Genomic DNA, 13624 nt, shown 5'->3' with positions numbered 1-13624 from the left:
ACTCCGCTAAAGTCCGGAACATCAACTAGCAGGGGGTAAGCGCAATGCAACTAGGCGATGTCTTGTGGAGCCTTTTCGTCATCTTCTTCATGGTCATGTACTTCATGGTCTTCTTCATGGTCATCTTCGACCTCTTCGGCGATCACACCATGGGTGGCGGAGCCAAGGCAATCTGGGTGGTTGCCCTGATTCTGTTTGGGCCCTTCGCGGTTCTGGTTTATCTGATCGCACGTGGCAACAGCATGGCCGAGCGCCGCAAGGCAGCGATGGACAAGGCTGAAGCGGCTCAGAAGGCCTACATCCAGCAGGCCGCCGGCTCTGTGGCTGCACCCGCTGATCAGATCGCCTCTGCAAAGGCGCTGCTTGATTCAGGCACGATCAATCAGCAGGAGTTCGATTCATTGAAGGCCAAAGCACTGGCGTAGGCCTGATGAAAGTTCGACAACAATCTTTGGGGTGCTCGCGATTACGCGGGCACCCCAGGTTGTTTCTTTCGAGAGAACCATGTGGCGCGCAATGTGTCTGCAGTTGCGGGCGGCAGTGTTCAGTGAAATGTGCACCGTCAAGCTGGTGCGAATCAACTCAGGGTGTCCTACGCTCCGAGGCATGTGTTGCGTCGTACTCGTACTCGGATTCCTCGGACCTCGGCTCGCACTTCTCTATGCCTGGATCTTTACCCCTCGAGTGAGCGACGCCTTTTCCGGCAACTTCTTCTTGCCCCTTCTTGGGTTGCTGCTCCTGCCTTGGACTGCACTGGCCTACTGCGCGGCTTGGTCGGTTGCTGGTGGCGTCAGTGGCATTGGCTGGTTGGTCGTCGCACTTGGCTTTCTATTCGACATCGGCTCCTATTCGAGCCGGTCTGCCTCACAGCGCATGCAGGCATCGCAGTCCTGACTCTGCGTTGATACCTTCCCTATCGTGAGCAAGGGACGGCTAGAAGCATTCAGCGACGCAGTGATCGCAATCCTGATCACGATCATGGTGCTGGAGCTTCGCCCACCTGAGAGTGCTGATTGGTCGTCGCTTGAACCGGTCATTCCTGTTTTTCTCACGTATGTATTGAGTTTCATCTACTTGGCCATCTACTGGAATAACCATCACCACTTGCTCCAAGCCAGTACCAGGGTCACTGGCGGAGTGCTGTGGGCGAATTTTAGCTTGCTGTTTTGGCTGTCGCTCTTCCCGTTTGCGACGGGTTGGATGGGCCTGAACCACTTCGAGCCTATTCCGACGGCCGTGTATGGCGGGGTTCTGATGATGGCCGCGATCGCGTTCTACCTGCTGCTTATCGTCATCATTCGCGCTCAAGGTCCTGAGTCTGAAATCGCCGCTGTGCTGGGGAGCAATCTCAAGGGAAAGATCTCACCCATTATTTATTCCCTTGGCATCGTGGTTTCGTTCTTTCAACCTTGGGTTGCGGTTGCACTCTATGTCGTTGTTGCTGGTATGTGGCTCGTGCCCGATCGCAAGTTGGAGCGCGCTTTCAACAGTTAACCGAGATTGACCCAGCTCATCCGCGTCACCTGATGACAGAACCAGGAATGGGTTACCGGCTGGATCTCAAGGCTTCAATCGAGTCACCGGCTCACTGTTCGTTACTGGCGTAACGCAGTACTCGCAATTGCCTGAGGTTTACGATCGATCCATATTCTGAGCCTTGGATGGATGTGCCTATTGATGATTCGCCTGCTTCGCCGATTTCTGCAGCCCTACAGGCGAACACTGATAGTCATCATCGTGTTGCTGTCCATTCAAGCCCTTGGACAGTTGTATTTACCAAACCTCAATGCCTCAATCATCAACAACGGTGTCCTCAAAGGCGACACGGACTACATCCTGCGCACGGGCGCCTTCATGCTCCTGGTTACTGCCGTGTTCACGATTGCGGGAGTCGTCGCGGTGTACTACAGCGCGCGAACGGCAATGCGGTTTGGCCGTGATGTCCGCCGTTCAATATTTGAGAAGGTTCAAGGCTTCGCTTTACGCGAGGTGAATGAATTCACCGCGCCATCCTTGATCACGCGAAATACCAACGACGTCCAGCAAATCCAGATGCTCGTCATCATGGCATTGACGACGATGATCTCGGCACCCATCGTTGCCATTGGCGGGGTGTTGATGGCCATGCACGAGGATCTGCGCCTTTCGGCCCTCTTGCTTGTCGTCATCCCCTTGCTTCTCTTGGTCATCGGATCAATCGTGCTGCGGGCCGTCCCGCAATTTCAGGTCATGCAGGAGCGAATAGACCGGATCAACCTTGTCCTTCGCGAGAACCTGTCCGGCATCCGCGTCATTCGCGCATTCGTCCGCAATCGCTATGAGCGCGAGCGCTTCGCGGAAGCCAATGACGCGCTCACCGCGACCTCTCTTCGAGTGCAGCGCCTCTTTGCTCTGATGATGCCTTCGCTGTCCTTGATTCTGAACCTGGCAGTAGTCGGCGTGCTGTGGTTTGGCGGGCAACTGGTCAACGATGGTTCCCTGCAAATCGGCAACCTCACGGCGTTCATCGCTTACGTCATGCAGATCCTGACCTCAGTGATGATGGCAGTGATGATCGTGGTGATGATTCCGCGCGCGGCAGCATCGGCCGAGCGCATTCAAGAGGTCTTGGATACCGAGCCGGCAATCGTCGAACCCGAGCATCCCGCGCAGATCGTTCCCACCATTGGCCTTGTTGAATTTCGTGATGTCGATTTCCTCTACCCAGGAGCCGAGCAGCCCGTTCTTCAAGGAGTCAGTTTCACCTGCAGGCCCGGTCAAGTCACGGCCATCGTTGGCAGCACAGGCGTTGGCAAGACGACTGCTATCAATCTGATGTCGCGTCTCTACGACGTATCGGCAGGACAAGTGCTCGTCGATGGCGTTGATGTGCGCGAGCTCTCCTTCGAATCCCTTTGGTCGGCCTTTGGCGCAGTGCCGCAGAAGGCATTCCTCTTTCGAGGAACCATCGAGAGCAATCTGAAGTTTGGAAAGCCTGAAGCCACAGAAGAGGAGATGTGGGCCGCATTAGAGACGGCGCAGGCTGCAGATTTCGTGGGCGAGTTGCAGGGCGGTCTCCTAGCCCGGATTGATCAAGGCGGCGCGAACCTTTCGGGAGGACAACGTCAGCGCATCGCCATTGCGCGAGCGCTGATTCGCCGACCGCTCATCTACATCTTCGATGACTCCTTCTCGGCTCTGGATTTCACGACCGATGCTCGCCTGCGCAGCGCTTTGAAAGAGCAGACCACCCATGCCACCGTCATCATCGTTGCCCAGCGAGTGAGCACGGTGATGCAGGCCGAGCAGATCATCGTGCTTGAGGATGGCCAAGTGGAGGGCATTGGAACCCATCAGGAATTGATGGCCGAATGTGAGACCTACCGCGAGATTGTGTTCTCCCAGCTCAGTGTGACGGAGGCAGCATGAGCGGCGGTGGGCCAGCAGGCCCGATGATGCGACGTCCCGGCGGTCCACCCGGACCAGGAGCAATGGCGCCGGAGAAGCCAAAGGCCTTCGCGGCATCATTGAAGCGTCTGGCCTCGCGCCTCCTGCCTGAGCGGCTGCAGATCACCGCAGTCTTTGTATTGGGATCGATCAGCGTGTTCTTCGCTGTGCTTGGACCCTTCCTTCTCGGGCAGGCAACCAACGTGGTCTTTGACGGCTTCCTTGGCAATCAGATTCCCGCGGGTCTCACCAAGGATCAAGCCGTTGCTGCCCTGAATGCCTCGGGGAACTCAGCACAGGCCGATCTGCTCGCCTCCACGTCTGTGAGTCCCGGCGTTGGCGTGGACTTCACACAGCTCGGGCGCATTCTCGCGCTGGTGATCATCGTGTACATGTTGAGTTCGGCGTTCATGTACGTGCAGGCCTTTCTCATGGCGGGCGTTACGCAACGCACGATGTATCGCCTTCGCGAGGAAGTCGATGCCAAGCTGGCCCGACTTCCGTTGAGTTACTACGACCGCCATTCGCGGGGTGATCTGCTGAGCCGGGTCACAAACGACATCGACAACGTCTCGATGACTTTGCAGCAGGCGCTCACTCAGACGATTACTTCACTTCTGACTGTCGTTGGCGTACTGATCATGATGCTGTGGATCAGCCCGATTCTTGCGCTGATCTCCTTGCTGACGGTTCCGCTATCCTTCTTTGTGACCATTGCTGTTGCACGCAAAGCGCAACCGCATTTCTCGCAGCAATGGAGGTGGACAGGAACCCTCAACGGACATGTTGAAGAGATGTACAGCGGTCATGAACTCGTGAAGGTGTACGGGCATCGATCTGAGGCAATCGCCGATTTCAACGCGGCCAACGAGAAGATGTACGAAGCAAGTTTCAAGGCGCAATTCCTCTCTGGCATCGCGCAGCCAGCCATGCTGATGATCTCGAACTTGAACTATGTGCTCATCGCAGTCGTCGGCGGCCTTCGAGTTGCCACCGGCGCAATCTCACTCGGCGATGTGCAGGCATTCATTCAGTACTCACGCCAGTTCACGATGCCGATCACGCAACTCGCGGGCATCATCAATCTGATGCAGTCTGGCCTGGCCTCCGCCGAGCGGGTGTTCCAAGTGCTCGATGAAGAGGAAGAGATCCCGGACAGCACCACGCCTTCGACCATTGAGTTTCCTCGAGGACGTGTGGACTTCGAGGACGTGACCTTCAGGTACAAGGAGGACACCCCGCTGATTGAGGGTCTTGATCTCCACGTCGAACCTGGTGAAGTCGTGGCAATCGTGGGCCACACGGGTGCCGGCAAGACCACCTTGGTGAATCTGCTGATGCGCTTCTATGAACTCAAGGGCGGGCGAATTCTCCTGGATGGGGTTGATATTCGTGATCTGACCCGCGATGAGTTGCGCAGCACTTTCGGCATGGTCTTGCAGGATGCGTGGTTGTTCACGGGCACCATTCGCGAGAACATCGCCTACGGATCATTGAGTGCGACAGATGAGGAGATTGAAGAGGCGGCTAAGGCGGCCTATGTCGATCGCCTGGTGCGCACCCTTCCGCACGGCTATGAAACCAAGCTCGATGGTGAATCCTCAAATGTCTCGGCAGGCGAACGCCAACTGCTGACGATTGCTCGAGCATTCCTGGCGGATCCGGCAATCCTGATCCTTGACGAAGCCACAAGCGCAGTCGATACACGAACTGAGGTGCTTGTCCAGGAGGCGATGGCCAGGCTTCGTCACGGGAAGACCGCCTTCGTCATCGCGCACCGGCTCTCAACGATTCGCGATGCCGACACGATCCTGGTGCTGGATCGAGGACAGATTGTTGAGCAAGGCAGCCATGAAGAACTCATGGCAGCCGAGGGTGCCTATCACTCTCTGTATGCCAGCCAGTTCGAGAGCGCAATCCCGGATGTTGCGTAGATCTACTGCGCGCGCCATAGCGCTGCTTGTGTGCGCAGGCCTTGGACTGATCGGTATCGAATCGGCGAGCGGTCTGACGGCCTCCGCAAGCCCATCAACGAGCTCTCCCACTCTTCACGTTCAATATGCCTCCGCAGCAGGCACGACATTTGCTTTCGCTCAACTTGGCAGCGGGCCTGCGCTGATATTGCTCAATGGCACTGGTTCGCCGATGAACGAATGGGATCCAGCGCTGCTTGCTGCGCTCGCGAGGTCACATCGAGTCACGGTGTTCGACTACCCCGGGATCGGACTGTCTGCGCGAGCGCCTTCGAAATGGACTTTCTCCAACGCTGCCGACTGGGTGGCTGCCTTCGCCAAGGTGCTATCGCCCAAGGCCCCAGTTGATGTCGTGGGCTGGTCGATGGGCGGTTTCATTGCCCAGCAACTCGCGATCCGCCACCCCGAAGTGGTTCGGCAACTCATCCTTGCTGCAACGAATCCTGGCGGACCGCAGGCGAAGTTGGGGCCGCGATGGGTGCAACAACTGGACAGCGCATCCCAGGAGAGCGACAAGGCGTATCTGCAAACGAACTACCCGCATTCAACTGATGCGCAGGCCGCGGGACGGGCCTTCCTGCACCGACTCTCCACAGCCGTTGAGTCCGGTGCGTATCCGCCTGAGCAGGTACCTGCGGCCACTTACAGGGCGATGGTCGCGGCTGAGGATCCTTGGCTTCGCAGCGAGGCCAACTCCCGCGCTCTTCGAACATTGAGTATCCCCACGCTCGTCATCACGGGCGCTTCCGATGTCGTCACGCCAGCGGCCAACAGTCGACTCCTTGCGCGAATAATGCCTGGAGCACGATTGGTGTTGGTGCCTGGCGCGGGCCATTCCTTCCTCTTTCAGAATCCGCAACGCACAGCCCGGACATTCGATGCCTTCTTGGCCGCCTCGCCAGTTGAAGTAGTGCGTCAGCCGAGCGGACTCCATTGCCGACTGAACCATCGTTGAATCCGCTCAGCCCCGAACTGCGCTTTGTCATCCATCAAGGCACTTGAGGGACCAACGAGATCACCCTGAGGTCGCTCACCAGGACGAAAAACTACGTCGACCTTTGCGACCTCGAAGTCACCGAACTCCAGGTAGCAGATGCCGCGACCGTCGTACTCGCTTGTCGGTGCTTGCCTGTCTATCGTCGCGATGATTCGCTCGGCAACCACCACCGCCTGGCCTTCAGAGAAGACTCCGGCCTTGGGAGTACCGATGCTAGTGACGTCTCCGACTGCGTACACATTCGGATGCGCGGTCTCAAGGGTGAGCGGATCAACCGGTATCCAGCCGTCCACAGTCATGCCGGATTCCGCAACGACCTTCGGCACTTGGTGCACCGGCACACCAAGGAAGAGATCGAATGGGAGTTCCTCCTCGTTGCTGAGCTCAACTGTCTTGGCATCAGCATTGAGACCTTTGACAACTCGATCCGGTACCCAATTGATACCGCGCTCAGAGAATGCTTGAAGGATTGCTTCAGAAGCTTCTGGTGAAGGCGGAATCGGCACGCCGAAAGGCATCACCAGTGTGATGTCCGATACCTGGCTCAAACCCCGGTCCGAAAGGAACTCGTGCATGAGAAGCGCAGTTTCACTGGGCGCTGGGGGACACTTGAACGGTGTTGAGGTGACACCAATAACGACCCGACCACCTTTGAAGTCAGCCAGCACTTCGCGAAGAGCAAATGCCCCTGCGACGGTGTAGAACTCGTGACCAACTTCTGCGAGTCCTGGTGTGGCAGAGATATCAAGGTTGGCACCCAGAGCAATCACCAGAATGTCTGCCTCAAACTCGCCCGCTGTTGTCGCAACACGACGTTCGTTGGGATCAATGGAAGTCACGCTTGCTGACACGAACCGCACGCTCGGTTTCACGATCTCGGAGTATGGATGCCGAACATCACATCGAGCTTGGAAAACCCAAAGACGAAATATGGGCTGTGATCGATCAGCACAATCTCGACATTGCTTGAGCAGGCTTCAGAAACGAGAGTTGCGATTTCCAGCCCGCCAAAGCCGGCACCGAGAACGACCAAGCGCGTGGTCATGGCAGGACCTTAGCCCGGAAAGTGCACGCTTACGAGTGCTGTCGCGCATTGAAGGCATCCACTGCGTCCGCGAGGTTTCCGTACATGCGGTCGGGAGAAATCTGGCTCATCAAGCCGTACTCCTGCAGTGTTGTACTCAGCGCCGAATCCGCTCGAGCCAGAGCAAAAGTGATGTTTCGGGCCTTCAAGAAATCGAGAAGGCCGGCGACGGCTATCCCAGCGGAATAGTCAATATCGTCCAGTGACGAGGCGTCCAGGATCAGCCATTCGACAGGAGCAGGGGCCGAATCGATCAAGCGCTCCACATCATCAACGAAGGAGTTCGCATTGGCGTAGAAGAGTTCAGCGTCGTAGCGAAAAACGATGAGTCCAGGCTGGCTTTGGACCCCGGGAGCACTCGTGACGTAACTCGGTTCGCCGCTGGGACTGATGCTCACGACAAAGTCCTTGGGCTTGTACTGACGACGGACGATCTCCAAGATCGAAATGGCGATTGCAAGGATGATCCCCTGCTCCACTCCGACGGCACAGACGACTACAGCAGTGAGGACTGCGATCACGAACTCACTGCGGCGGCGCGAGGCAATCCGCTTCAATCCCGTGATGTCGATGAGGTCCACGCCGATTAGAAACACGATCGCGCCAAGAACAGCCTTCGGCATATTGGTGAGCAAGCCAGTGAAAAACAGGGTGAAGAGCAATGCGATCAAGGCCATAGTCAGATTGGCGACTTGCGTCTTGCCTTGTTGACCATCGAGGATCTGGGTCTTCGTGGGGCTGCCGTTGACCACGAAGGTTCCGCTGAGACCAGCAGCGAGGTTCGCGCCGGACAGGCCGAGGATGTCTCGATTGATGTCCACTCGATCGCCGTGCTTCATCGCGAAGCTGCGAGAGGTGTTGCGCTCTGGGCGATGATGAGGATGAAGCAGGAGAAGGCGATCCCCACGATGTCGGCCATGTTCGACATGCTCACGCCTTGTGGCAGTCCAATTGGTGGGAAGCCGCCCTGCACAGCCCCAACAACATCGATTCCCTTGGAAGCGGAGTCGAGCACAGTAGAAATACTGATGAGATTGCGGACTTCTGCTCGGTCAACTACAAAGTGACCTTCCCGATCATGGGCAAGATTGATGTCAACGGGCCGGACGCCGACCCACTCTTCACCTATCTTCGTGCCGAGGCGCCCGGTGACTTCGGTCCACAACATGGCGGCATGTTCGACCACATCTCCAAGAACTATCCAGAGCGAATCGGCACCGACGAAGTCAAGTGGAACTTCAACAAGTTCCTGGTCGGCCCCGATGGAGAGGTCATCAGGCGTTACGAGCCGAGCGTGACCCCAGCCCAGATCAGTGAGGATCTTGAGAACTACCTGAAGTAGCGCACTCGAGCCCTCTCACAACGCGAATTGGGTGGGTCCGTGCTGCGCGGATCCACCCAACTGCTATTTGAATGGTGAATGCCGACTCTGTGATTCCTCGGTGATTATCCTCAAGGTGAGCTGCGAGTGTGCGAACGCAGTTCTCGGTCTGCGAGTTATGAAAGCAACGCTGCCACCGGTCGCAGCGCATATCCGAAGGCTTCGGCAACAGCCGTGTAAGTGACCTCACCAGCGTGCACATTCAAGCCGAGCGCTAGTGAAGGATCCTCAGCCATAGCCTTCCGCCAACCTTTGTTGGCCAGATCAATCGCATACGGCAGTGTCACATTTGTCAGCGCGTATGTAGAGGTGTGCGGCACAGCCGCGGGCATATTGGCGACGCAATAGAAGAGTGAGTTGTGCACTCGAAAAGTGGGAGCGGCGTGGGTGGTAGCACGGGATCCCTCGAAGCAGCCTCCTTGGTCGATTGCAATGTCGACAAGAACTGAGCCTTGCTTCATTTGCGCGACCAGATCATCACTGACGAGCCTCGGTGCCTTAGCACCGTGCACGAGCACAGCGCCAATCACGAGGTCGGCATCGATGACCGCTCGCTCGACCTCGAAGGCATTGGAAGCAATGGTCTGCATGTGCCCCTGGTAGATCGCATCGACTTCACGGAGTCGAGCAATATTGCGATCCAGCAGCAAGACTTCTGCTTGCATGCCGAGTGCGATTGCTGCTGCATTCATGCCGGCTACCCCTGCGCCAATGACGACCACCTTCGCGGCATAGGTTCCTGAGACGCCACCTAATAGCACCCCTCTGCCGCCACTGATGCTGAGCAGCGCTTGCGCACCCACCTGCGGTGCAAGGCGGCCGGCGACCTCTGACATTGGTGCCAGCAACGGCAAAGTGCCGTTGGGCAACTCGACCGTCTCGTATGCGATGGCCGTGCAACCGGAGTCGATGAGGGCCTGAGTGCACTCGCGCGATGCCGCCAGATGCAGGAATGTGAAGATCATTTGGCCAGATCGAATCAGCGGGAACTCGCTGCTGATTGGCTCTTTGACCTTGAGTACCAGTTCGGCCTGGCCCCAGACATCTTCCAGCGATGAGCAGATCTCCGCCCCAGCTGAAGCAAACTCGTGGTCAGGGATCGATGAACCGTCGCCGGCACCAGATTCGATGATGACTTCATGCCCGTTGCCTACAAACTCATGGACTCCTGCGGGAGTGATCGCCACCCGCAACTCCTGGCTCTTGACCTCTCGAAGCACTCCGACCTTCACAGCATCCTCCCTAGCGAGTTCAACTGATTTTAGGCCTGCTTATGCTGTTCGCGTGATTCATGGACTGCGCCGCGTGATCTTGTTCGATGGCGACTGCCTCACCTGCAATCGGGTCCTCACCTTCATCGCTGCACGGCTCCCGCATGAGATTGAACTTGCATTCGTGCCGCTTGAATCGACTTTGACAACCGAGTTGCTCGTCTTCCATCCCAAACTTCGTGAACGCGATGCGGTGATCTATTTGGATGACTACGCCTTGCTCCATGGCGCGGCAGCTGTTGAGCGAGTGCTCTCGTTCATCCCTCGATGGCGTATCGCTGGGCAAGTGCTCGCGGTGCTTCCGAACGCGTTGGCCGAAAGCGCATACGACGTTTTCGCCTCGAATCGATACCGATGGAACAAGAGACTGACGGCCTGTGAAATTCCCAGCGCGCAACTCTCTGCGCGTCTGGTCGGTTAGTAGTAGTCGTAAGTCCCACCTGGAGACGTTGCGCCGCCCGGCGCGGATCCGGAACTGGACGATCCGGTTGACTTGATGGGAGCCCCGCTCGGAGCAATGACCCACCACAGTCCACCGGAAGCGTTCATGCCCTGACCATGAGCCTGACCCGCTGCCGTGTCTCCGCTATAGGTGTAGGCCGGAAGTCCGTTCACGGCGAGTTGGGTCTTGCCGTCGCTGCGCTTGATCACACTCAACTTCGCCTTGACATCAACTGAATGGCCAAGTGTCTTCGCAGTGGCGAGCACGGGTGGCCACGCCTGAGCGCAGGCGCCATTGCAACTCGACTTGCCAGCGGTATCCGCGGCAAACAGATAGATGGTCTTGCCCTTGGCATTGACCAAGACTTTGCCGACACTTGTGGTTCCCGTGTGCACTGGCTGCGAAGCGGCAGTCACGCTCGCCGTGCCAGCAGCCACGAGGCCGATCGTGAAGGCCAACGCTGCCACAGCCTTGATTGGACTGAATCGCGAAGTGCTCATGTTCTTCTCCCGGATGTCCGTCAACGTTTAGATCGCCTATTCGGACCCCGCTGCCACCAGGGGTTGCTCTCGACGGTAGTTCGACTCTCACTTATCTGTCAATGATCTGCGCCAATTGTGGCTCCAATTCGACATGAACTGCGACCCTCGAAACTGACGGGTCCTCAAGATGCCAGACTGGGTGCATGGCTGAGGAGCAGGTAGACGAGCAGCGCGAGAAATTTCGCCAGGCGCTCGAAGCGAAGAAGAACAAGGGTCGGAGCAATGGACAGGGCCCAACAGGCACAACCGGCGCCGTGAAGGACAGCTCAAATCGAGCTGGTGGCAAGCGGGAGCATCGCCGCAAGAGCGGCTGATTTATCGATTCTGGGGGACTCGAAGGTAGATTTGTCCCCTATGGAAACCAGCCGGCCACGCATTGAGTGGATGGATCTGGTCAAGGGCACCGCCGTCTTGGTCGTGGTGCTCTTCCACTCGGTGAACCATATGGAGTCCATCACCAAGGACGACAGCGTCTCAGCTGTGTGGTTCACCTCGATGAATGTGCTCGAGCCAATGCGGATGCCGCTATTCTTCATGGTCTCCGGAATGCTCGCAGCCGGTGCCATCTCGCGTCCTTGGCGGCGCTCTCGTCGACGTACCTACGGAATGACCTACCTCTACATCCTGTGGAGCGCGATCTTCTTCACGGTCGTAGCTCTGTATGTGAACTCAGGCTTTGTCGCTGCGATCAGCCAGTTCCCTGGTCGCTTGCTTGTCGGCAGCAGTGGCTATTGGTATCTCTACGCGCTGCTGCTGTATTTCATCGTCGCCAAACTGCTTTGTCGTTATCCGGCGTGGATCATCGTGGCGCTTGCCATCGGACTGAATCTATTGAGAGCTCCAGTTGCGCAGTGGAATCGCGATTTCATGGTGAATCTCGATGCGGGGTCAGCGATGACCTCAATCGTCACAAATCTGGTCTTCTTCCTGATCGGCGCGTACTACAAAGAATTGCTCGCCCAGATCACGCGGTGGGCATCGTGGCTTTGGGTCGCAGGGTTGTTGGTGCCTGCCATTGCGTACGGCATTTGGCGAAGTGCGAATTCATCGACTTGGGAGCTGACCTATCTGCCGGTCTCACTCCTTTGGATTGTGGCCGGCGCGATGGCGGCGTACCTCCTGGTTCAATGGGAAGCGCCGCGAAAGTTCGGTACCTTCTTTGGCGCTCGCACCCTGCCCATTTTTGTCGTGCAGTTCCCCTTGCTGATGTGCTTGTCTTCCTATCTGCACAACAACAATCCCGCGTATATGCAAAATGCCATCGTCCAAGTATTCTTTCCCGTCGCGATGACCTCGATGCTGGTTGGGGCAGCTCTGATCCTGTACTGGGTGACGCGAAATAACTTCGGCAAGTACTTGTTTGAAGCTCCTGGCTGGGTAGTGCGTGAGCCAAGGGCACTCAAGCAGGAGCATGCATTGCTGGAGTCGAATTCAGATAATGCTCAAGACCTATCGAATGTCCATCCGTAACTGAAACTGCTTGCGCTCATCTGCGTTGTGCCAGTCTTGCTTTCCACACGAATGAGGGAAGGCTTCACATGCGAGTAGTCGGTGTTGATGAGTTTGGTGGACCAGAGGCTCTGAAGGTCTTTGAAGTTGCCTCGCCTGAGCCTGGTCCGGGTCAAGTGCGCATCCGCGTTCACGCCGCAACGGTCAATCCCACGGACACACTTTTTCGATCGGGTGCCCAAGCAGGCAACATGCGCAAGACAGAGCCGCCTTACATACCTGGCATGGATGCCGCTGGCGTGATCGACGCAGTCGGGCCCGAGAACGATGGCCGGCTTTGCGTTGGCGATCGAGTTGTGGCGTTGGTGCTGCCAGGTGGCTCTCGTGGTGGCGCTTATGCAGAGCAGATCGTTGTCCCTGCCTTCTCTGTTGTTGCTGCGCCGAAAGACGTCGATTTTGCAGCGGCGTCGACACTGCTGATGAATGCGTTGACCGCGAGGATCACTCTTGACCTGCTGGGCCTGCATGAGGGACAGAGTTTGGCTGTCACTGGTGCTGCCGGAGCCTATGGCGCCTATGTTGTCGAACTGGCTTTGTCGGAGGGGCTTCGTGTGATCGCCGATGCCTCGCCCAAGGATGAGGAACTTGTCCGGGCACTTGGTGTCTACGAGATCGTCCCTCGCGGCGACGCAGTTGCTGTGGCCATTCGTACCCTGGTGCCTGAAGGAGTGGATGCCCTTGCTGATGGTTCCCTGCAAGGAGCACTCGTTCTTCCGGCAATTGCCGATGGCGGCGGATATGCCGTCGTGCGTGGTTGGAACGGCGATGTTGAGCGCGGAATCACCGTCCAGCGTGTGCTGGTAAGCGCAGAGTCGAAGAACACTGCTGCATTGGAGAGGCTCGTCCAGCAGGCCGATGCTGGGCTGCTGACTCTTCGGGTTGCGGACGTAATTCCGGCAGCCGATGCAGCGCAGGCTCATCGCCGCCTTGAGGCTGGCGGCGTACGGGGACGCCTCGTACTTGATTTTTCGTAGAACGAGGATTTTGCTGCCGAAGTGA

13 protein-coding genes and 2 pseudogenes are annotated in these 13624 nt (G+C 57.4%); 11 read left to right on the top strand and 4 right to left on the bottom strand.

Annotation, left to right across the window (positions count from 1 at the left end; genetic code table 11):
* The first annotated feature begins 44 nt into the window (after positions 1–44).
* From Q7L55_11475 to Q7L55_11450, 6 genes are all read left to right on the top strand, one after another.
* A complete protein-coding gene (locus Q7L55_11475; protein MDO8733166.1) occupies positions 45–425 on the top strand; it encodes an SHOCT domain-containing protein in 381 nt (126 codons plus the stop codon).
* 181 nt (positions 426–606) lie between these two features.
* Complete coding sequence (locus tag Q7L55_11470) at positions 607–894, top strand: hypothetical protein (protein MDO8733165.1); 288 nt, start codon at positions 607–609, stop codon at positions 892–894.
* 24 nt (positions 895–918) lie between these two features.
* The gene (locus Q7L55_11465; protein ID MDO8733164.1) at positions 919–1494 is read left to right on the top strand and encodes a TMEM175 family protein; all 576 of its coding nucleotides are present in this window, start codon (positions 919–921) and stop codon (positions 1492–1494) included.
* 183 nt (positions 1495–1677) lie between these two features.
* Positions 1678–3408, top strand: coding sequence for an ABC transporter ATP-binding protein (locus Q7L55_11460; protein ID MDO8733163.1), 1731 nt, complete (start codon positions 1678–1680; stop codon positions 3406–3408).
* The gene (locus tag Q7L55_11455) at positions 3405–5360 is read left to right on the top strand and encodes an ABC transporter ATP-binding protein (GenBank protein MDO8733162.1); all 1956 of its coding nucleotides are present in this window, start codon (positions 3405–3407) and stop codon (positions 5358–5360) included. The genes Q7L55_11460 and Q7L55_11455 overlap by 4 nt, the downstream gene beginning before the upstream one ends.
* A complete protein-coding gene (locus tag Q7L55_11450) occupies positions 5350–6354 on the top strand; it encodes an alpha/beta hydrolase (protein MDO8733161.1) in 1005 nt (334 codons plus the stop codon). Before Q7L55_11455 ends, Q7L55_11450 begins: the two co-directional genes overlap by 11 nt.
* On the opposite strand, the pseudogene Q7L55_11445 reads toward Q7L55_11450, so the two are convergent.
* Both Q7L55_11445 and Q7L55_11440 read right to left on the bottom strand, forming a co-directional pair.
* Positions 6315–7441, bottom strand: a pseudogene (locus tag Q7L55_11445) (FAD-dependent oxidoreductase). The gene Q7L55_11450 and the pseudogene Q7L55_11445 sit on opposite strands and share 40 nt — an antisense overlap.
* Positions 7442–7470: 29 nt before the next feature.
* On the bottom strand, positions 7471–8301 hold the full coding sequence (locus tag Q7L55_11440) for a SulP family inorganic anion transporter (GenBank protein ID MDO8733160.1): 831 nt from the start codon (positions 8299–8301) through the stop codon (positions 7471–7473).
* A gap of 209 nt (positions 8302–8510) precedes the next feature.
* Here Q7L55_11440 and Q7L55_11435 point away from each other — a divergent pair.
* Positions 8511–8822, top strand: a pseudogene (locus Q7L55_11435) (glutathione peroxidase).
* Between the two features lie 155 nt (positions 8823–8977).
* Here the strand turns inward: Q7L55_11435 and ald are convergent.
* A complete protein-coding gene (ald, locus tag Q7L55_11430) occupies positions 8978–10093 on the bottom strand; it encodes an alanine dehydrogenase (protein ID MDO8733159.1) in 1116 nt (371 codons plus the stop codon).
* A gap of 52 nt (positions 10094–10145) precedes the next feature.
* On the opposite strand from ald, the gene Q7L55_11425 reads away from it, so the two are divergent.
* Positions 10146–10553, top strand: a complete 408-nt coding sequence (locus tag Q7L55_11425) for a DUF393 domain-containing protein (protein ID MDO8733158.1) — start codon at positions 10146–10148, stop codon at positions 10551–10553.
* Here Q7L55_11425 and Q7L55_11420 read toward each other — a convergent pair.
* Complete coding sequence (locus Q7L55_11420) at positions 10550–11074, bottom strand: hypothetical protein (protein MDO8733157.1); 525 nt, start codon at positions 11072–11074, stop codon at positions 10550–10552. The two genes, Q7L55_11425 and Q7L55_11420, sit on opposite strands and share 4 nt — an antisense overlap.
* A 185-nt stretch (positions 11075–11259) precedes the next feature.
* Between Q7L55_11420 and Q7L55_11415 the strand changes: the two genes are divergently transcribed.
* The 3 genes from Q7L55_11415 to Q7L55_11405 all read left to right on the top strand — a co-directional run bounded on the left by Q7L55_11415 (position 11260) and on the right by Q7L55_11405 (position 13599).
* Entirely contained in the window at positions 11260–11430 is a 171-nt protein-coding gene (locus Q7L55_11415) for a DUF5302 domain-containing protein (protein MDO8733156.1), read from the top strand.
* A gap of 40 nt (positions 11431–11470) precedes the next feature.
* A complete protein-coding gene (locus Q7L55_11410; GenBank protein MDO8733155.1) occupies positions 11471–12586 on the top strand; it encodes an acyltransferase in 1116 nt (371 codons plus the stop codon).
* A 68-nt stretch (positions 12587–12654) separates the two neighbouring features.
* Positions 12655–13599, top strand: a complete 945-nt coding sequence (locus tag Q7L55_11405; protein ID MDO8733154.1) for an NADP-dependent oxidoreductase — start codon at positions 12655–12657, stop codon at positions 13597–13599.
* Positions 13600–13624: the final 25 nt, after the last annotated feature.

Source organism: Actinomycetota bacterium (assembly GCA_030650795.1).
Taxonomy (GTDB): domain Bacteria; phylum Actinomycetota; class Actinomycetes; order S36-B12; family S36-B12; genus UBA11398.
Note: the sequence above shows the minus strand (reverse complement) of the source record. Positions and strands in the feature narration are given on the sequence as shown.